At 57.6% G+C, this 19,203-nt stretch carries 15 protein-coding genes; 12 read left to right on the top strand and 3 right to left on the bottom strand.

The window, feature by feature from the left end; translation table 11 throughout:
* Positions 1 to 167 precede the first annotated feature (167 nt).
* The 8 genes from WNY39_RS03080 to WNY39_RS03045 all read left to right on the top strand — a co-directional run bounded on the left by WNY39_RS03080 (position 168) and on the right by WNY39_RS03045 (position 7,775).
* Positions 168 to 1,412, top strand: coding sequence for a sarcosine oxidase subunit beta family protein (locus WNY39_RS03080; protein WP_342843950.1), 1,245 nt, complete (start codon positions 168 to 170; stop codon positions 1,410 to 1,412).
* Positions 1,412 to 1,837, top strand: coding sequence for a hypothetical protein (locus WNY39_RS03075; protein ID WP_342843949.1), 426 nt, complete (start codon positions 1,412 to 1,414; stop codon positions 1,835 to 1,837). Before WNY39_RS03080 ends, WNY39_RS03075 begins: the two co-directional genes overlap by 1 nt.
* 178 nt (positions 1,838 to 2,015) lie before the next feature.
* Positions 2,016 to 2,309 carry a hypothetical protein gene (locus WNY39_RS03070; RefSeq protein WP_342843947.1) on the top strand — a complete coding sequence of 98 codons (294 nt, stop codon included), beginning with the start codon at positions 2,016 to 2,018 and terminating at the stop codon, positions 2,307 to 2,309.
* A 93-nt stretch (positions 2,310 to 2,402) separates the two neighbouring features.
* The gene (locus tag WNY39_RS03065) at positions 2,403 to 2,732 is read left to right on the top strand and encodes a sarcosine oxidase subunit delta (RefSeq protein WP_342843945.1); all 330 of its coding nucleotides are present in this window, start codon (positions 2,403 to 2,405) and stop codon (positions 2,730 to 2,732) included.
* A 76-nt stretch (positions 2,733 to 2,808) separates the two neighbouring features.
* On the top strand, positions 2,809 to 5,826 hold the full coding sequence (locus WNY39_RS03060) for a sarcosine oxidase subunit alpha family protein (RefSeq protein ID WP_342843944.1): 3,018 nt from the start codon (positions 2,809 to 2,811) through the stop codon (positions 5,824 to 5,826).
* Entirely contained in the window at positions 5,819 to 6,394 is a 576-nt protein-coding gene (locus WNY39_RS03055; RefSeq protein WP_342843942.1) for a sarcosine oxidase subunit gamma family protein, read from the top strand. Before WNY39_RS03060 ends, WNY39_RS03055 begins: the two co-directional genes overlap by 8 nt.
* Positions 6,395 to 6,599: 205 nt before the next feature.
* A complete protein-coding gene (locus WNY39_RS03050) occupies positions 6,600 to 7,199 on the top strand; it encodes a superoxide dismutase (RefSeq protein WP_342843941.1) in 600 nt (199 codons plus the stop codon).
* A 120-nt stretch (positions 7,200 to 7,319) separates the two neighbouring features.
* A complete protein-coding gene (locus tag WNY39_RS03045) occupies positions 7,320 to 7,775 on the top strand; it encodes a host attachment family protein (RefSeq protein ID WP_342843939.1) in 456 nt (151 codons plus the stop codon).
* A 271-nt stretch (positions 7,776 to 8,046) separates the two neighbouring features.
* Here WNY39_RS03045 and WNY39_RS03040 read toward each other — a convergent pair whose 3' ends face one another.
* On the bottom strand, positions 8,047 to 8,598 hold the full coding sequence (locus tag WNY39_RS03040; RefSeq protein WP_342843937.1) for a TIGR00730 family Rossman fold protein: 552 nt from the start codon (positions 8,596 to 8,598) through the stop codon (positions 8,047 to 8,049).
* Positions 8,599 to 8,708: 110 nt separating this feature from the next.
* On the opposite strand from WNY39_RS03040, the gene WNY39_RS03035 reads away from it, so the two are divergent.
* From WNY39_RS03035 to WNY39_RS03025, 3 genes are all read left to right on the top strand, one after another.
* Positions 8,709 to 9,893, top strand: coding sequence for an Ig-like domain-containing protein (locus tag WNY39_RS03035; RefSeq protein ID WP_342843935.1), 1,185 nt, complete (start codon positions 8,709 to 8,711; stop codon positions 9,891 to 9,893).
* Positions 9,894 to 10,047: 154 nt separating this feature from the next.
* On the top strand, positions 10,048 to 11,850 hold the full coding sequence (locus tag WNY39_RS03030) for an ABC transporter ATP-binding protein/permease (protein ID WP_342844351.1): 1,803 nt from the start codon (positions 10,048 to 10,050) through the stop codon (positions 11,848 to 11,850).
* A gap of 148 nt (positions 11,851 to 11,998) precedes the next feature.
* Positions 11,999 to 13,207, top strand: a complete 1,209-nt coding sequence (locus WNY39_RS03025; RefSeq protein WP_342843934.1) for a multidrug effflux MFS transporter — start codon at positions 11,999 to 12,001, stop codon at positions 13,205 to 13,207.
* Between the two features lie 3 nt (positions 13,208 to 13,210).
* On the opposite strand, the gene WNY39_RS03020 is transcribed toward WNY39_RS03025, so the two are convergent.
* Together WNY39_RS03020 and WNY39_RS03015 are read right to left on the bottom strand one after the other, a co-directional pair.
* Positions 13,211 to 17,011, bottom strand: a complete 3,801-nt coding sequence (locus WNY39_RS03020) for an efflux RND transporter permease subunit (RefSeq protein WP_342843933.1) — start codon at positions 17,009 to 17,011, stop codon at positions 13,211 to 13,213.
* Complete coding sequence (locus tag WNY39_RS03015) at positions 17,008 to 18,255, bottom strand: efflux RND transporter periplasmic adaptor subunit (RefSeq protein ID WP_342843931.1); 1,248 nt, start codon at positions 18,253 to 18,255, stop codon at positions 17,008 to 17,010. Before WNY39_RS03015 ends, WNY39_RS03020 begins: the two co-directional genes overlap by 4 nt.
* A gap of 214 nt (positions 18,256 to 18,469) precedes the next feature.
* Between WNY39_RS03015 and WNY39_RS03010 the strand changes: the two genes are divergently transcribed.
* Positions 18,470 to 19,183, top strand: a complete 714-nt coding sequence (locus WNY39_RS03010) for a tetratricopeptide repeat protein (protein ID WP_342843929.1) — start codon at positions 18,470 to 18,472, stop codon at positions 19,181 to 19,183.
* The last annotated feature ends 20 nt before the right edge of the window (positions 19,184 to 19,203 follow it).

Genomic DNA, 19,203 nt, shown 5'->3' with positions numbered 1-19,203 from the left:
AAAAAAGGGGCCATATTGCAGCACCCTGTTTTGCGATTTGTGCGATTGCAGGGGATGTCGTAAAACTGATACGGAATGCCGCGCAGAGTATCCTCTTTTCTGCCTGCTCACCCAGAAAGAACCCAAGCGCACAGCCGCGTGCGAATCCATGCCGGGGACCGTCCTTTATGAAAAAGTATTCCGCCTTTGCCATCGCCCGCGAAGCACTGCGCCACCACACAGGTTGGACACGGGCATGGCGCGACGCGCAGCCCAAAAAACGCTATGACGCGATCATCATCGGGGCAGGCGGGCACGGGCTGGCGACGGCCTATTACCTTGGCAAAAACTTTGGCATCACCAATGTGGCGATCCTGGAAAAGGGCTGGCTTGGCGGCGGCAACACGGGCCGTAACACAACGATCATCCGCTCGAACTACCTCCAAGATCCGTCCGCCGCGATCTATGAAAAGGCCCGCAGCCTTTACGAGACGATGAGCCAGGATTTGAACTACAACGTCATGTTCTCGCCGCGCGGCGTGATCATGCTGGCCCAAACCCACCACGAGGTGCGCGGCTATCAACGAACGGCCCATGCCAATGCGTTGCAGGGTGTGACGACAGAATTTATCAGCCCCGCACGTGTCAAAGAACTGGTGCCGATCATCAACCTCGACGGCCCCCGCTATCCCGTTTTGGGCGGCTTGTGGCAGGCGCGCGGCGGCACGGCGCGCCACGATGCGGTGGCTTGGGGCTATGCGCGGGCCTGTTCCGACATGGGCATGGACGTGATCCAGAAATGCGAAGTCACCGGCATCCGGTCCGAGGGCGGCAAAGTCGTCGGCGTGTCCACCAACCGCGGCGATATCGATTGCGACAAGCTGGGCATGGTCGTGGCAGGCCACTCCGGCCATCTGGCCGATATGGCCGGTTTCCGGCTGCCCATCGAATCCGTTTCGCTTCAGGCGCTGGTGTCCGAGCCGATCAAACCCTGCATGGATGTGGTCGTGATGGCCAACACCGTTCACGGCTATATGTCGCAGTCGGACAAGGGCGAAATGGTCATCGGGGGCGGCACCGACGGCTATAACAACTACACCCAACGCGGGTCTTTCCACCATATCGAGGAAACCGTCCGCGCCTTGATCGAGACCTTTCCAATGGTGTCGCGCCTCAAGATGCTGCGCCAATGGGGCGGTATCGTAGACGTCACGGGCGACCGCTCTCCGATCCTCAGCAAAACCCCGGTTGAGGGCGTGTTCATCAACTGCGGCTGGGGCACAGGCGGCTTTAAGGCGATCCCGGGGTCCGGCTGGGCCATGGCCGAACTGATGGCCAAAGGCCGCTCGCCGCTCACGGACGCCTTCGGGCTGAACCGTTTCCAAGAGGGCCGGTTTATTGATGAAAGCGTGGCTGCTGGGGTGGCGCATTGATGGAATATCTAGCTGTGATCGGACTTTCACTTGACTTGGTTGGTGTAGTTGTTCTCGGTTTTGATGTTCTATCACTCCAAAAGGCTGCCCGAGATTCTGCAGAGAGCAACCGAAAGTCTATCGAGTTTCACCGAGAGGGCCTCGCCTTAGGTGTTGGTTGGTTAGAATGGCGTACTGGCTCGGTTTCTGAAGGGTTATTTGAAAGTGATGGAGGAATTGATGCTGATGCAGCTCAAAATGACTTTAAAGCATTAACTGACTTTGCCAGAGACCTCGACGACCGTGTTTCAACACTAGTTGAACTGATTGATGAGACCACGATTACTCAAGAAAGCGCAGCTAGCCGCTCTCTTAAGCTTACAGGGTTTGGCTTGGTTCTGATCGTGATAGGGTTTGGCCTACAGATCGCAGCTCAAACGATTTGAGGGAATAAATGCATATTTTAATCAAGTCCATCTGCCGCATCGCCACCGCAGAGCCCCATTTGACACTCCAGATCCATCTAATGTCCCCACATTCCATGGCAAACCCTCGCAATTCCCGGAACAATTTTCCCGTTCACGGTGTTGTGTCTTCATACAGAGTTTATGAAGGATCAGTACAATGGCAACACCAGAGCATAACCAAACACCCCACAGCCAAACACCGCACACCACGGTTAACAAAACCAACGGCACCAGCACCGGCATCATCATCGGTGTCCTTGTTGTCTTGGTTCTGGGCTTCGGCTTCTACTACTTTTCGGACGGCGATCCGATGGATACGTCCAACGACATCAACGTTACCGTTGAAGGTTCCGGCGATGCGATGGAAAACGCTGCGGAATCCGTTGGGAACGCCGCAGAATCCGCGGCTGAATCTGTCGAAGACGCAGCTGACTCCGCTACCGGCAACTAAGCCGACCACACACCATTCTTTCGCGACCAAAGTCGATCCCGCACGCGGGGTCGGCTTTTTTGCGTTTCGCGCAACCTGCCAAAGGAGCGTCTCATGCTGATCCTCACCTGCCCAAACTGCGGCATCACCGCCGAAGAAACCGAATTCCACGCAGGAGGAGAGGCGCATCTAACCCGGCACGGCCCCGGCGCATCGGATGATGATTTTGAGAAATACCTGTTCATGCGTGAAAACCCCAAGGGCGTGCATTTTGAACGGTGGCGGCATGTCTATGGCTGCGGCAAATGGTTCCACGCCGCCCGCGATACCATGACGCTGGAAATCTTTGGCACCTACACGGCCCAAACCAGCACGATCCCCCAAGATATCATCGACAAAATCACCGACCGACGCCCCGATTGGCAGCCCCCCAAGGCCCCGTAATGTCGCTGTTTCATTTTGCCCAAAAAAACTCCCGCCGGAGGCATCCGCGCTCTCCGCAAACACCAAGGTTAGACCCATGAGCACCAGAATTGCCACAGGCGGCCGCCTGCTCAACAAATCCAATGCTGTCAGTTTTTCGTTCAACGGCAAACAGTTGCGCGGCTACGAAGGGGACACGCTTGCCTCGGCACTTCTTGCCAATGACCAGATGCTGGTGGGCCGGTCGTTCAAATATCACCGCCCCCGTGGCATTGTCGCCGCGGGCCCAGAAGAACCCAACGCGTTGATGAACCTGGGTCGTGGCGGGCGGTTTGAACCCAACCAGCGCGCCACCACGACCGAACTTTTTGACGGGCTTGAAGCGGCCAGCCAGAACCATTGGCCCAGCCTCGAATTCGATGTGGGCGCGATCAACAAACACCTCAGCCGGTTCCTGCCTGCGGGCTTTTACTACAAGATGTTCATCCATCCGCGTCCGTTCTGGAAACATGTGTATGAACCGATTATCCGTCACTCCGCCGGTCTGGGCAAAGCGCCCAAAGAACAAGACGCGGACAGCTATGAGCATTTCCACGCCTTTTGCGATGTGTTGATCATCGGTGGCGGTATTGCGGGGCTCGAGGCCGCGCGCACCGCCGCGCGTGCCGGGGCCAAGGTGATCTTGCTGGAGCAAACCGCCCATTGGGGTGGCCGCGCGCCAGTTGATGGCGGTACCGTCGAAGGGGCGTCGGTGACGTCCCATATCGACGGGCTGGTCAGCGAATTGTCTGCGATGGAAAACGTCCAGATGCGGACCCGCGTGATGGGGGCAGGGGTCTATGACCACGGCTATGTGCTGGGCTATGAACACCTGACCGACCACGCGCCAGCGGCCCAAGGGCCACGCCACCGTTTGTGGCGCATCCGGGCGGGCCATATCATTACCGCAACCGGCGCGATTGAACGGCCATTGTCCTTTGCGGGCAATGACATCCCCGGCGTCATGCTTGCGGCCGCTGTGCGGGATTATCTGGTGAATTTCGGTGTCTCCATCGGGGATCGCACGGTCCTCGTCACCAACAACGATGACGCATATCGCACGGCAATCGCGCTGACCGAGGCGGGCCTGAACGTGCCTGCGATCCTTGATGCCCGCGTGCTGCCTGAGGATTCCACCCTGATGGCCCGCGCTAAAGAGCTGGGCATACGGGTGATGATGGGCCACGCGGTGTCGTCGGTCCAAGGTGGCAAACGGGTGACAGCCGTCAACGTCTGCAGCCAGGCTGGCGAAGGTGCAGTGCTGGAAACCATCGACTGTGATGCGGTCGCCATGTCGGGCGGCTGGTCGCCCGTGGTGCATCTGTGGTCCCACTGCGGCGGCAAACTGGTGTGGGATGTAGCGCTTGCCACCTTCCGCCCTGATGTGAACCACCCACCCATTGGTGCGGATGGACATGGGTTTGTCACAGCCGCAGGTGCTGCGGCGGGCTTCTTTAGCTTGGACGATATCCTGCATGATGCCCACGCGGCGGCGGATGGCGTTGTTACGACCTTGGGCTTCAAACTACCTGCCGATGTGGTTTCCCCTAATGCCGAGCGTCAAGAGGAAACCCCCTTGGCCCCAGTCTGGATGATGCCCCACGGTGCCAACGTCAAGCTGCGCGAAAAGACGTGGCTGGATTACCAGAACGACGTGAAAGTGTCCGACGTGCGCCTTGCCGCACAAGAGGGTTTTGTAAGCGTCGAGCATACCAAGCGCTACACCACCCTTGGCATGGCGACGGATCAGGGAAAACTGAGCAATATCAACGGCCTTGCGACGCTTGCAGGGGCATTGGATGCGGATATTCCAACCGTGGGCACGACCACCTTCCGCCCGCCATACCACCCGATTTCGATGGGTGCGATTGGCGGGGAGGCGCGCGGTGACGTGTTCCAACCGCTGCGCCGCACGCCGATGCATGACTGGCACGCGGCGAATGGGGCTGAATGGGAACCTGTCGGCCATTGGCGCAGGCCCTATTCCTATAACCGCCCCGGCGAGACGATCCATGACGCGGTCATGCGCGAAGTGACCAACACACGCACCAATATGGGCCTGCTGGATGCGTCCACCCTTGGCAAGATCATCGTCAAAGGGCCGGATGCGGGCAAGTTCCTTGATATGCTCTACACCAATATGATGAGCAGCCTGAAACCGGGCAAATGCCGCTATGGCTTGATGTGTTCGGAAAACGGGTTTCTGATCGACGATGGCGTGGTCGCGCGCATCGATGATGACACCTTCCTGTGCCATACCACCACGGGCGGCGCGGACCGTATCCACCAGCATATGGAGGAATGGCTGCAAACCGAATGGTGGGATTGGAACGTCTATGTCGCCAATGTGACCGAGCAATATGCGCAGATCGCTGTCGTTGGCCCCAATGCCCGCAAATGCCTTGAAAAGCTGGGCGGGATGGATGTCAGCAAAGACGCGCTTGGTTTTATGGAGTGGGTCGATGGAGAGTTGGGCGGGTTTAAATGCCGCATCTACCGTATCTCGTTCTCGGGCGAGCTGAGCTATGAAATCGCCGTGGATGCGGGCGTGGGTCAGGCATTCTGGGATGCGTTGATGGTTGCGGGCAATGACTTGGGCGTAATGCCCTATGGCACCGAATGTCTGCACATTCTGCGCGCCGAAAAGGGGTTCATTATGATCGGGGACGAAACCGACGGCACCGTAATCCCGCAGGATCTGGGGCTGAACTGGGCGATCTCGAAAAAGAAAGAAGACTACCTTGGCAAACGCGCGCAGCAGCGCAGCCATATGGTCGACCCGACCCGCTGGAAACTTGTGGGGCTTGAGACAACCGATGGCAGCACCTTGCCAGACGGGGCCTATGCCGTGGGCGAAGGCGTCAATGAAAACAACCAGCGCAATATGATTGGGCGTGTGACGTCCACCTATCATTCGCCCACGCTGGGTAAAGGCATCGCCATGGGGCTGGTCCTGAACGGCCCTGACCGCATGGGCGAGGTGCTGGAATTCCCCGGCACCGATGGCAAAACCTACAACGCGAAAATCGTCGATCCGGTGTTTTACGATAAAGAAGGGGAGAAGCAGAATGTCTGAGCCCATCAGCGCCCTGAACGGGGCCGTTTACACGCAAGGCATCGCAGAAATCACCGCCCTTGATCCGATTGGTATGATCTCGCTCCGTGGTGATTTGACTGCGGGTTATCTGAAAAAACCTGTCAAGAAGATCACCGGTGTTGCCATGCCGGAGATGCGCGGCATCAATCTTGAGGACGGCAAAGGCGTTGCCTGGATGTCGCCGGATGAGCTGCTCTTGATCGGCCCCTATGCGGATGTCGCCACCAACCTTGAGACGTTGCACAAGGCCATTGGCAGCAATCATGCGTTGGCCGTGAACGTATCTGATGCCCGCGCCGTTTTCCGCATTACCGGCACACACACCCGCGAGGTTCTGGCCAAGCTGGCTCCGGTGGATACCAGCCCCGATGCATTTGCCCCCGGCACGATCCGGCGCACGCGGCTTGCGCAGGTGCCAGCGGCATTCTGGTTGATTGATGATGATACGGCAGAACTGGTCTGTTTCCGGTCGGTCGCGCAATATGTCTTTGATCTGCTGAAAACCGCGGCACAGCCCGGATCAGAGGTGAATTACCACCGCAGTTAACCTTTGCAGTCATAGCCTGCGCATAAAACCCGTTGCGATAACGGAACTTAGCGCGGGTTTGATTTGTTGAGGTACCAAGACGTCAGGTGAACCCGTGTTTATTGGCGGGTCTTGGGGGGACGTTCTTTTGCGTCCTGCCCCTTGACCTTAGGCCTTGAGGGGCTTCATGTGACCCAGATGAAATTAATCAATGGAGGCCCAAAAAATGGCTTTTTCACTTCCCGATCTTCCCTATGCCCACGACGCCCTTGCTTCCAAAGGCATGTCCGCTGAAACGCTGGAATATCACCACGACAAGCACCACAATGCCTATGTTGTGAACGGAAACAAAGCGATTGAAGGCACCGAATGGGCTGACAAATCCCTCGAAGAGATCATCAAAGGCACCTATGACCCCAAAGCGGTCGCCCAAAGCGGCATTTTCAACAACATCAGCCAGCTGTGGAACCACAACCAGTTCTGGGAAATGATGGGGCCAAAAGGCAACGCAATGCCGACCGAGCTGGAAAAAGCCATCACCGAAAGCTTTGGTTCCGTTGACAAGTTCAAGGATGATTTCAAAGCGGCTGGCGCAGGTCAGTTCGGTTCCGGCTGGGCGTGGCTGGTTAAAGACACGGACGGCGGCCTGAAGGTTACCAAAACCGAAAACGGCGTGAACCCCGTTTGCTTTGGCCAAACAGCATTGCTGGGCTGCGACGTGTGGGAACACTCCTATTACATCGATTTCCGCAACGCGCGTCCTGACTATCTGACAAACTTCCTCGACAACTTGGTCGATTGGGAAAACGTCGCCTCGCGCATGTAAATTGCTAATGCATTAAGATCGAAGGCCCCGTGAACAATTTTCGCGGGGCTTTTTCTTTGGAACAAGTGTATTTTTGAAGTGTTTTCTTAATGACGCAACTCTCACGACAGGAGCAGACAAATGGCAAAGCTGGAAAATGGAACCTGGGTCTTGATCGCCGACGGTGAAAAAGCACTGTTTATGGTGAACGAGACGGATGCCGAAGACCCGTTCTTGCAAGTCTTCCGCGAGGAAGAGCAGGACAATCCGCCAAACCGGGATCAAGCCGCCAACCGCCGCGGGCGCTTTAACGATGGTCCGTCCGTCCACCGCTCGGCTGTGGATGACACCGACTGGCATCAGCTGTCAAAGGACCGCTTTGCCCACGAGCTGTCGGAAATCCTGTACAAGCAGGTCCACAAAGGGAAATTCGAAAGAATCGTACTCGTTGCGCCGCCGAAAACTTTGGGCGAATTGCGCGATGAAATGCATCAAGAGGTCGCGGCCAAGGTTGTTGGTGAAATCCCTAAGACGCTGACCAATCATCCTATGGATGAGATCGAAAAGATCGTGAAGGCAGAGCTAGAGAAGGCTTAGCCCTGTGTGAAGCCCGCTTAGAGCGAGATATTTTTGCAACATCGAAAAAGCCGGCGGGGCAGGTAAGCCACGCCGGCTTTAGATGCGTCTGGCGGCGGATGGGGTGGCTTTGAATGCCTGTTCCTGCCGGCTGTCTGCCTCACGTAATATATCAGGAACGGGCGCTTAGATGCGCCCTCACAGCGCTAACAGTTGGTGCTGCGATAGCTCCGCATGTGGCAGGTTCGTCGGTTTGCATCGATCCAAAAGATCAGGCGCAGCTAGGTGTCTGTCAGGCGAAGGAAGTTTTTAGCGCCTCAAACACGGCATCTACATCCGGGACGGATACAAAGTAATCCAGCAGCGTCTTATCCGCAAATCCGTTCGCCACAACATGATCCAAAAGCTGGATCAACGGGTCCCAGTAACCATTTGTATTCAATAGAATTACCGGCTTTTCATGCAGACCCAGCTGCCGCCATGTCAACACCTCGAACAGCTCGTCCAGTGATCCGGCCCCGCCGGGCAGGACGACGACTGCATCGCAGTTCATGAACATGACTTTTTTGCGCTCGTGCATCGTTTCGGTCACGATGTATTGGGTCAAATCGGTTTTCCCGACCTCCCATTTGACCAGATGTTCGGGGATCACGCCAAAGGTTATCGCGCCTGCGTCCTGTGCTGCACGGGCAACCGCACCCATCAATCCAACATCGCCCGCCCCATAGACCAGCCGCCAATTGTTGTCTGCCAACCCCTGGCCCATGGCCTGCGCGGCGGCCATGTATTCAGGGTCCGCACCGGGGCGTGATCCGCAATAAACGCAGATGGATTTTTGAAACATGACGGGGGTCCTTGTCAGCAAATGTGAAACTGCGGTGCAGCTCTATTTTGACCCTTGATAACCTGCTTGTTACAAGGGCTCAATGTGGTGAGTACCAAGGGGTGGTGGTAATGTCGGTGTTCCAATCGCGAAATGCTCAGGTTTTGGGCGGGGTTGTCGTTGCTGCGGTTGTGGTCGTGGCGGGATATCTCCTTTTTGTTCCTAGTCTTACCCCCGACACCGACCTGTCAGAAGACGTGTCAGAAACCGCACAACCTGTCGCCCAATCCGCAGCGGCCCCGGAACTTGCCAAGCCGGAAACCTCTGCCAAGCCGGAAACCGTTGCCGAGAGCGCCGAACCAACCCCGCAAAAGCCCAGTTTTGACGAGGTGCGCCGCGATGCGGATGGTGTAACGGTCATCGCAGGGCGCGCCGCGCCGGGCAGCGAGGTCAAGGTCGTCAGCAACGGAGCCGAGATCGCGACAACCACCGCCGATAGCGCCGGAAAATTCGCAACGCTTGCCATCCTGCCCCCCGACGGAAAGGGGCAAGTTTTAAGCCTTGAGGCCGACGTGGAAGATACCGAAACCCGCTCCGAAGATGAGGTTATTCTGGCCCCCATGATGCCGAAGGCCCCCGAAGTTGCGGCGGTTGAGGAAGACATTCAGACGACCTCGGAAGTCGCTGAGAACGAAGCGCAAACCGAAGAACCCATGGCTCAAACTACACAGGCTGATCCTGTCGACACCGCCCCAAAAACCACCGCTCAGGATGACGCCCCGCAGCAGGTGGCGCTGTTGAAATCGACGCAGGACGGGGTGGAGTTGTTAACCGATGAAACCCGTGATGCGGCGCAAAGTGTGGCGCTGGACACCATCACATATTCCGAGCAGGGCGAGGTACAGCTTGCCGGGCGCGCCCAATCGACAGGTGCCGCCGTTCAGGTGTATCTGGACAATGCAGCCGTTGGTAAATTGCCCGTAAACGAAGAGGGGCGCTGGCGCGGTGATATCGAGGGGATCGATACCGGGATCTATACCCTGCGAGTGGACGAGCTGAACCAAGACGGCGACGTGATCAGCCGGGTCGAAACACCATTCAAACGCGAAAGCGCCGAGACTTTGGCACGCGCCACTGCCAATTATGATGGCCCGATCAAAGAGGTTACCGTGCAGGAAGGGGCGACGCTTTGGGCCATTGCCCGCGAACGCTATGGCGATCCGACCTTGTATTTGCGCGTGGTCGAGGCGAACCGCGATTCAATCCGCGACCCCGATTTGATTTATCCCGGTCAGGTCTTCGATCTGCCCGACTAACGCGCGCGGCGTCCAATTAGCGTGATGATTTTGCCCGTTGCTCTGGCAACCCTGTGGCTTGCGACCTATGTAGTGACGCAAGCATTCAGGAAAATTTATGTCAGCCGATACCACCCGCGCCGCACCTGGTGCTAAAAACCCGCCTCGCACCCCCATGACCGAAGAAGAAATGGCCAACGCAGCCGAGCGTCAGTCAAACCTTTTGGTGTTGAAAAAGGTCGCCCCCTATCTTTGGCCCAAGGACATGCCTTGGGTGAAAAAGCGTGTGGTTTGGGCAATGCTGTTTTTGGTCATATCCAAGCTGATTTCCGTATGTATTCCAATTATTTACAAAGGTGCTGTTGACGGGCTGGCGAACGAAGGCGTGCCGCTTTTGGCCCTTGGCGCGATTGGTCTGACCATTGCTTATGGCGTGGCGCGGGCGATGAATGTCGGCTTTCAACAGCTGCGCGATGCGGTGTTTGCGCGGGTCGGGCAGCGTGCGCTTCGAATGCTGGCGTTGGAAACCTTTCACCACATTCACCGCCTTTCGATGCGCTATCACATCACCCGCAAGACCGGCGGCCTAAGCCGGATTATTGAGCGTGGGGTCAAAGGCGTTGATTTTCTGCTGCGCTTTTTGCTGTTCTCGATCGGGCCGCTGATCCTTGAGCTGATATTGATCGGGATCATTCTGACGGTGCTGTTTGATTTCTGGTATCTGCTGGTCGTTGCCGTGACCATCGGGCTGTATGTTTGGTTCACCTTTGCGGTGACCGAATGGCGGGTAAAGCTGCGCCGCCAGATGAACGACCAAGATACCGATGCCAATCAAAAGGCCATCGACAGCTTGCTGAACTATGAAACGGTCAAGTATTTCGGCGCGGAAAACCGCGAGGCACAGCGCTATGATATGGCGATGGCAGGCTATGAAGAGGCCGCGATCAAGACCAACTATTCGCTGGCGTTCCTGAACTTTGGTCAGTCCCTGCTGATCACCTGTGGTTTGGTTGGTGTGATGATCATGGCCGCGATTGGCGTGCAAAACGGCTCGCTCACAGTTGGTGATTTCGTCATGGTGAACGCCTATATGGTGCAAATCACCATTCCGCTGAACTTCCTCGGCACGGTCTATCGTGAAATCCGGCAGGCGCTTGTTGATATGGGGCAGATGTTCACGTTGCTGGATCAACCCGCTGAAATTAAAGACAAACCAAACGCGCCAGACCTAAAGGTTGACGGCGGTCGGGTGACGTTGAAGGACGTGAAGTTCGGCTATGACCCTGAGCGGCAAATCCTCAAGGGCATATCGCTTGAGGCCGCACCGGGTGAGATGGTTGCGATTGTCGGATCAACGGGATCGGGAAAATCCACCATCGGGCGGCTGTTGTTCCGGTTTTATGATGTGAACGGCGGCGCGCTGTTGATCGACGGCCAAGACGTGCGTGACGTGACCCAAGACAGCCTGCACAAATCCATCGGGGTGGTGCCCCAAGACACCGTGCTGTTCAACGACACGATTGGATATAACATCGGCTATGGCCGCGATAATGCCACCCAAGCCGAGATTGAAGCCGTGGCGAAAGCCGCGCAGATCCATGACTTTATCCAAAGTTTGCCAAACGGATATGACACGGCCGTGGGCGAGCGGGGGCTAAAGCTGTCGGGCGGTGAAAAGCAGCGCGTGGGGATTGCACGGACCTTGCTCAAGAACCCGCCGATTTTGTTGCTGGACGAAGCCACCAGCGCCCTGGACAGCGAGACAGAGCACGAAATTCAAGATGCACTGCGTCAGGCGGGCAAGGGCCGTACGGTGCTGACCATCGCGCACCGTCTGTCTACTGTTGCCGAAGCAGATAGAATTGTGGTGCTTGAGCAGGGCGAGATTGTCGAGCAGGGCAGCCATGATGATCTGCTGGCGCGCAATGGTCGTTATGCGCAGCTATGGCAGCGTCAACAGTCCGAGGATGAAACTTAATTATACGGCGCGGCGGTCACGCGCTAAGTGACTGCCGCGGCCACGTCTATGGGGCAGATCACCGGTATTTTGCGGTAAGCCTCTCTCATTTTTCTATGTAAACGGCCCTGTTAAAGCGCCTCGATATCCAATTCAAAAGGAACGTCCCATGCAAACCAGCATGCTCCGCACGGCGCTAATTCTCGGACTGATCTGTGTGACCGGCCCCTTCGCCATCGACATGTATCTGCCCGCATTGCCCGCGATCGAGGCCGCACTGGGCACATCGGTTTCCGGCGCGCAATTGACCTTGGTTGCGTATTTTCTGGCTTATGGGGTGTCGCAGCTGGTTTACGGCCCGCTGTCGGATCAGATCGGGCGTAAAAAGACGTTGCTAATCGGGATGAGCATCTTTGCAGTCGGATCGGTCATCTGCGCAGCTGCCCCCACAATCGAGGTTTTGGTGATTGGTCGCCTGATCCAGGGGATGGGTGGTGCGACCGTGATGGTGATCCCCCGTGCGATTATCCGCGACATGTACACGGGCGCGCAGGCCACGCGGTTGATGGCAACGATCATGCTGGTGATCTCGATCTCGCCGATGCTAGCCCCCTTGGCGGGCAGCGGCATTGTGGCGGTCGGCAGCTGGCGCGAGATTTTCTTGGTGATGGGGATATTTGCAGGCCTAAGCCTGACCTTGGCGCAGGTGACCCTGCCAGAAACCCTGAAACAGGAGCGTCGGCGCAAGGTGAATATCAAGGAGCTGTCGCGCAGCTGCGGGATATTGCTGCGCGATCCGGTTTTCCTAGGCCTGACCTTTATTGCGGGCTTTGGCATGGCCAGCTTTTTCCTGTTCGTGTCCAGTGCATCCTTTGTCTACACCGGAGAATACGGGCTGACGCCGACGGAATTTTCATTGGCCTTTGCGTTTAATGCGGTCGGGTTTTTCATTGCCACCCAGATGGCTGGACGTCTGGCAGATCGCTGGGGGCTGGCCACATTGATCGGGCGCGGCGTGATCGGGTTTGCCACCTGCGCGACCGTGTTGGCCCTGCTTGAACTGGCGGGTTTCCAAGGCATGTGGTTGCTGCTGATCGGATTGTTTATGGCCTACGCCTGCCTTGGTGTGGTGATCCCGTCGGCCATGGTGGCGGCGCTTGACGCCCACGGACGGCGGGCAGGCATGGCATCATCCCTAAGCGGCAGCATGACCATGATGATCAGCGCGGCCTGCATTGGCCTGTCGACCCCGTTCTTTGACGGGACCGCATTGCCCATGGTCGTCAGCATTGCGCTATGCGGGCTGGCGGCGGTGGGGCTGGTGATTGTGACCATGCCAAAGCTGCGGCAGCAGCAAATGGAACTTGCTACCGCCTAGGGGTTATTCCGCTACCTTCAGCTTTGACAAAGGGGCTGCGTCGTCGCCCCAGATCAGGATGCCTGTCTTAAGACGTTGCGCATCCTTTTCCAGCGCCCAATCCTGTGCTGCCTTGCTGGCACGGCCCAGCGACATCTTGGCCAGCAACTGGGCAACCCAGCGGGCATAGGTGGTGGCCCAGACCCGCAGGGCCAATAGCGAGGGCGTCACCATCAGCGTCAGCACCGTTGCCACGCCAAGGCCGAACACCACAGCCGTCGCCAGTTGTTTCCACCACAGGGCAGTGGGGCTGTCGATGGTGTAACCGCCATTGGCGAAATCAAGGCTAAGGCCGAACATCATCGGGGCAAGGCCCGCCATCGTTGTAATGGTGGTCAACAGAACCGGGCGAATACGGGCCTGCGCGGTGCGAATAATCGCCTCGATCCGGGGCATGTACTGGCTGAATTCCTGATAGGTATCGATTAGAATGATGTTGTTGTTCACCACGATCCCGGCCAAGGCGACGATCCCCGTGCCGGTCATGATGATCGAAAACGTCTGGTCCATCACCAGCATCCCGATCAACACGCCTGTGGTTGACAGAACGACGGCAATCAACACCAACACCGAATTATAGATGCTGTTGAACTGGGCCAGCAGAATGATGAACATCAACCCCAAGGCCGCCGTAAAGGCAGAGCTTAGGAATGCCTGGCTTTCGGCCTGATCCTCTTGGTCGCCGGTCCATTCCGTGGTGATGCCAGCGGGCAGCGGGTTCGTCTCAAGCCATTTGCTGATCTCGGTGATCCGTTCGTTGGCGTTGATCGGGATCATGCGCAGCTGCGCTTTGTCCATCCCATCTTGCAGATCAATATCGGCCGCCGCGACCGTGCGGTCGGTGATCTTATAGCTGGTACCATCCAGTGTGGTGATATCCGCGTCAGATGCCGCAGGGCGCATGGTGGCAAGGGTGATGTCGGTTTCCGCGCCGTCGATCACTTCGGTTTTCACCAGTTTGGCCAGACCGACCGAAACCCCAGCCTTGATATCAAGGTACCGCTTTTGATCGACGCGGTTAATCTCGGCAAGCTTTGGCACAGGCTTGCGGGTGATGAAATTCGACAGTGGCACCAAGCCGTCAATCGTGCGCACCTTGAGCGTATCAAGGGTGCTGAGCACGCGGTCTTCTTCGGGCAGGCGAACCCTGATCTCGATCTCTTCGTCTGAGGTATCAACCCGCATGGTATCCAGCAGCAACCCGCGCGTCACCAGTTGCACCATGGCACCGACGGTCAGCACATCGGCCCCGTATTGGCCCGCCTTGGCGACATCCACGTCGATTTGCCAATCAATGCCGGGCAGGGGGCGTGTGTCTTCGATCAGGGTCAGGCCGGGGGTTTTGTCGAAATGGTCGCGCGCCAGTTCGGTCGCAGTGATCAGATCGTCAAAGTCATTGCCTTTCAGGCGCAGATGCACCGGCTTGGCCGACGCCGGTCCACGGGCCTGCGCCAGAATTTCGATTTTGACGCCGGGGATCTGGCTTAGTTCTTCGGTCAGCTCTGAAATCACGATATCGCCATCCAGCTCGGGCTGCAGGGCGCGGTCTTCCCATGGGATCGTTTCAAGCTGGACTTGGCCGATGCTGTCCTTGGGGGCCTGCGCGCCACCGGTATTGCTGTCCAACCCACCTTCGCCCGCGAAGGCAAAGGCGGTTAGCACGCCGGGATGGTCAAGCACGATCTCTTCGGCCTGTTTCATGATCGCGTCTTTTTCCGTCAGCGACAGGTTGCCCCGCGCCAAGACATAGACAATGGCCTGCTCGGGTTCGGATTCGACAAAGAATTCGACGCCCTTTGAGTTGTTGCTAAAGAAGATCATTGTGGTGCCGACAAAGACAAACACCACACCAATCACGACCAGCGGCATCACGGGGTTGCCCGCGATAAATTCGATCACGCGCCCGAATGCCGATCTGCGGTAGCCCGATTTGATCACATCAACAGGCTTGCTGAACAGTTTGGACGTAACCCATTGGCCACCGCGCCCCATGCGCGTGAACAGCGCGAAAAAGCTGACCAGCCCCAACATCGCACCCGAGATGCCAATCGAGACCAAGGCCGCGAGCGCCGCAATGCAAAGGAAAACGATGGCAAATACAGGAATGACGGAGCCGAGAATATCCAGCCCGTCCATTGACGCAAATTGCGCGGAAATCACCCCAAACAATGGCTGTGCCAGCGCCATCGGAACGGCCACCATCGCAAAGGCGACCGGAAACAGCAGCAGATGCAGGTAAAAACGCAAGCCCGCGATGGCTGTCATATTATCAGCCATCCAGCGTTCCAGCCGCCCGGTCACGCCGCCCAAGACAGGCAGATAGACCAAGGCCACGACAAGGGAGGCGGACAGAACGAAAATCAAGGTGACGGGCAACATGCCCATGAATTGCCCCGGCACACCGGGCCAGAACAGCATTGGCAAAAACGCGCATAGCGTCGTGGCCGTGGACGAAATGATCGGCCAGAACATGCGCTTGGCGGCGGTGACATAGGCCTGCATCGGCCCTTCGCCTTGTTGCTGGCGCGCATCGGCATATTCGACCACAACGATGGCCCCATCGACCAACATGCCCACGGCCAAGATCAGCCCGAACATCACGATGTTCGAGATCGAGATGCCCATGAGCGCCAAAAAGGCGAAACACAAAAGAAACGAGGTCGGGATCGCAAAACCCACCAGCAGCGCCGCGCGGATACCAAGGGCCGCCAGCACCACAATCATCACCAGCGCCACGGCGGTCAGAACAGACCCCAAAAGCTGTTGCACCATGCTGTCCACGACGCGGCTTTGATCGTTCGAGGTGCCAATTTTCACGGCGGCCTTCAGCCCGTCGGGCCAATTCGCGCTCTGCTCGGCCACGACCTGTTTCACGCGGGAAGACGTGTCGATCAGGTTGAAACCCTTGCGTTTCACCACCTGCAAGGCCAGCGTCTTCTCGCCGTTAAAACGTGCGGTGCCTTCGCGGTCTTCAAAGGTCAGGTTGATGGTCGCCAGATCACCCAAGGTCACAACGCGATCCCCGTTGGTTTTAACGGGCAGGTCATAAACATCGCGCGGCTCGTCAAAGGACGACGGAATCTTGACCGAGAATGTCCCCTGATCCGACTGTACCTCGCCTGCGGCGATCAGTTGGTTGTTGTTCTGAACGGTGTTGATCAATTCACCAGCGGTGACGTCATAGGCCTCAAGGCGCAGCGGATCGATCAAGACCTCCAGCATCTCGTCACGGTCGCCAGCAAGCCCGGCCTCAAGCACCGCATCCATGCCTTCCAGCTCGTCCTGCAATTCGCGGGCGACACGGGCCATCGTGCGTTCGGGCACGGGGCCGGTCAGGTTGACGATGATGATCGGGAATTCGGAAAAGTTGATCTCGGTGATCGAATATTTCTCGTAACCTTCGGGGAATTTGCCCTCGGCTGTGCTCATGGCGTCGCGCACATCGGCCATGATCTTGGTTTTGTCCCAGCCAAATTCAAACTCAAGCGCGACACCGGCATAGTTTTCAGCGGCGGTGCCGGTCATGGTTTTCAGCCCGTCCAGATCGGACAGCTCGGTCTCCATCGGTTTGACCAGCAAGGTTTCACTGTCGATGGCGGAAATACCGGGGAACTGCACGGATACAAACAGGGCAGGGATTTCAATGTCGGGTTCACCCTCTTTGGGCAGGGTCGAATAGGCATATCCGCCCACCACAAGGCTGAGCAGAATAAACGCCATAACCATGCGGGCACGGCCAGCGGCCCAATCGACGATACCACTCATTGGGTAACCTCTTTGTAAGTGGGTGCAACGGTGACGCCAGCAATCACGTACTCTTGTCCCAACACGATCACATCTGACGTTTGCGGCAAGCCGCTGACCCAGACGCCCTGTTTGCTGTCACGGACCAGTTGCACGGGCACAAAGCCAACCACATTCGCGTCGTCGATGACACGCACGCCCAAGATGCCCTCGTCATTCAGGGTGAGCGCAGATTGCGGCAGCAAATGCGCGTCGACCCCGTCAGAGGAAATGGCGATTTCGGCGGTTTGGCCGTCACGGATGGACAGATCGCTGTTGTCAACGTCAATTTCGATGCGGAAGGTGCGTGTTGTCGGATCAGACGCACGAGAGATAAACGTGACCTGACCGCCAATCTCGCGGTTGTCTGCGGCCAGCCGCGCGCGGGCCATAGCACCAAGCGCGACGCGGTTCACCTCGGTTTCGGGGACAAACCCAACCAGCTTGATCGGATCCAGTTGGATCACGCGGGCGCAGAGGCTGCCGGTTTGCAAAAGGCTGCCCAATTCGGCGGTGTCGCTTTCCAGCAATCCGTCAAAGGGGGCGGTTAACGTCAGGCGGTCGATTTCTGCTTGGGCGCTGGCCACGGCGGCTGCGGCGGCTTCGATCCCGGCTTTGGCCGCGTTCAACCCGGCTTCGGCAGAGCTTAGGCCGGCCCGCGCACCTGCGGCTGTTGCCTGTGCGGTTGCCAGTTGTGTGGTGGATGAAAACCCGCCTGCGCCCAGCTTTTCGGCTGCATTCAGCTTGATCAATGTCTCGTCCAGGCGGGCTTGGGCCTCTTCAACGCGGGCTTGGGCCTCGGGTACGCGCGATTCAGCCTCGGCAAGGCGGGCTTCGGCCTCGCTTTTGGCGGCACCGCGTGTGCCGATGTCCAGCGTACACATGGTATCACCTGCGGTGACTTTCGTCCCTTTGCGCAGGGGCGGGGACGTCACGATGGCGGATGTTTCTGAGGCGACATCAACGGTCCGGGCGGCGGCGGTTTGGCCACGTACAATCACGGCCGATGCCAAGGGGCTGGCGGTGCTGCGCTGCACCACGACCTTGACCAATTGCTGTTCAGCGATTTGGGACGGGTTTGCGCCGTCCTCTGCCGCGCCTTCCTGCGCTGCCGTGGCATCGTCTGGCTGTGCGTCAGACCGGCCCAACAATATGTCCCGTTCAAAGATCGCCATGTACAAGAGGGCGGAAACGGCTATTGCCGCAAGAATGGAAAAAATACGCATATTTCGCCTTTGGCCGGTCAGATTTCATTAGTCGCATACTATAGACAACGATTTGTTAGGCCAAATTGACTGGCATGACCAGTTCACAGGTGTTTTTTATGGCGGCTGCGAAGCCGTGGCCGGACGGATGCTCAAAGACGATGCAAGGATGCCCTTGGCAGGGTGGCTGTCGCAGGTTAAGAGGGGCGCTAATTCACGGTGGGACAGGCAAGATATGAGCGATACAGACAGTTTCATTGACGAGGTGAACGAAGAAGTCCGCCGCGACCGTTTTTATTTCATGCTCAAGCGGTATGGCTGGATTGCCGTTCTGGCTGTGGTGCTGCTGGTCGGCGGTGCCGCGTGGAATGAATACCAAAAGGCGCAGGCCCGTGACCAAGCCGAGGCACTGGGCGATGCGATGTTCGCCGCCCTTGAGATTGAGGATTCGGCCAGCCGCGCCGCCGCTTTGGAAGAGATTGAAACGGTGTCACCGCAGTCTGCTGCCGTGGTCGGGTTTCTAACCGCGTCTGAACAAGCCGCGGCAGGGGATACTGCCGCTGCAATTGAAACGCTGAATGCGATTGCCATCAACGGCGATGTGCCAGCCATCTACCGCGAGATCGCGCAGTTCAAAGCCGTCACCTTGCAAGGCACGGACACACCAGCCAGCCAACGCCGTCTGGCGCTTGAGGCACTGGCCCAGCCTGGCAACACCCTGCGTTTGCTGGCCAGCGAACAATTGGCACTGATCGAGATAGAGCAAGGCAATACACAAGCTGCGATTGACCAGTATCAGGCGATCTTATTGGATGCTGAAGTCACCACAGACTTGCAACAACGTGCCCTTCAGGTGATTGTGGCGTTGGGCGGCGAGCCTGAGATGGGCGGCGCAGCCCTAGGCGCGCAACCTGATGTGTCTGATGCGACAGGTACGGACGGAAACTAACGTCAGAAATGGCGCAAGAA

This window comes from Sulfitobacter sp. AS59, from assembly GCF_038899995.1.
Classification (GTDB): domain Bacteria; phylum Pseudomonadota; class Alphaproteobacteria; order Rhodobacterales; family Rhodobacteraceae; genus Sulfitobacter.
The sequence above is the reverse complement of the archived record's forward strand: the minus strand, read 5'-3'. Positions and strand labels throughout refer to the sequence as shown.

Excerpts from the sequence above, each read along its gene's own strand:
- WNY39_RS03020 (WP_342843933.1), bottom strand. The coding sequence starts at position 17,011 with ATGAGTGGTATCGTCGATTGGGCCGCTGGCCGTGCCCGCATGGTTATG.
- WNY39_RS03070 (WP_342843947.1), top strand. The coding sequence starts at position 2,016 with ATGGCAACACCAGAGCATAACCAAACACCCCACAGCCAAACACCGCAC.
- WNY39_RS03055 (WP_342843942.1), top strand. The coding sequence starts at position 5,819 with ATGTCTGAGCCCATCAGCGCCCTGAACGGGGCCGTTTACACGCAAGGC.
- WNY39_RS03075 (WP_342843949.1), top strand. The coding sequence starts at position 1,412 with ATGGAATATCTAGCTGTGATCGGACTTTCACTTGACTTGGTTGGTGTA.
- WNY39_RS03060 (WP_342843944.1), top strand. The coding sequence starts at position 2,809 with ATGAGCACCAGAATTGCCACAGGCGGCCGCCTGCTCAACAAATCCAAT.
- WNY39_RS03050 (WP_342843941.1), top strand. The coding sequence starts at position 6,600 with ATGGCTTTTTCACTTCCCGATCTTCCCTATGCCCACGACGCCCTTGCT.
- WNY39_RS03025 (WP_342843934.1), top strand. The coding sequence starts at position 11,999 with ATGCAAACCAGCATGCTCCGCACGGCGCTAATTCTCGGACTGATCTGT.
- WNY39_RS03080 (WP_342843950.1), top strand. The coding sequence starts at position 168 with ATGAAAAAGTATTCCGCCTTTGCCATCGCCCGCGAAGCACTGCGCCAC.
- WNY39_RS03035 (WP_342843935.1), top strand. The coding sequence starts at position 8,709 with ATGTCGGTGTTCCAATCGCGAAATGCTCAGGTTTTGGGCGGGGTTGTC.
- WNY39_RS03065 (WP_342843945.1), top strand. The coding sequence starts at position 2,403 with ATGCTGATCCTCACCTGCCCAAACTGCGGCATCACCGCCGAAGAAACC.
- WNY39_RS03010 (WP_342843929.1), top strand. The coding sequence starts at position 18,470 with ATGAGCGATACAGACAGTTTCATTGACGAGGTGAACGAAGAAGTCCGC.
- WNY39_RS03040 (WP_342843937.1), bottom strand. The coding sequence starts at position 8,598 with ATGTTTCAAAAATCCATCTGCGTTTATTGCGGATCACGCCCCGGTGCG.
- WNY39_RS03015 (WP_342843931.1), bottom strand. The coding sequence starts at position 18,255 with ATGCGTATTTTTTCCATTCTTGCGGCAATAGCCGTTTCCGCCCTCTTG.
- WNY39_RS03030 (WP_342844351.1), top strand. The coding sequence starts at position 10,048 with ATGACCGAAGAAGAAATGGCCAACGCAGCCGAGCGTCAGTCAAACCTT.
- WNY39_RS03045 (WP_342843939.1), top strand. The coding sequence starts at position 7,320 with ATGGCAAAGCTGGAAAATGGAACCTGGGTCTTGATCGCCGACGGTGAA.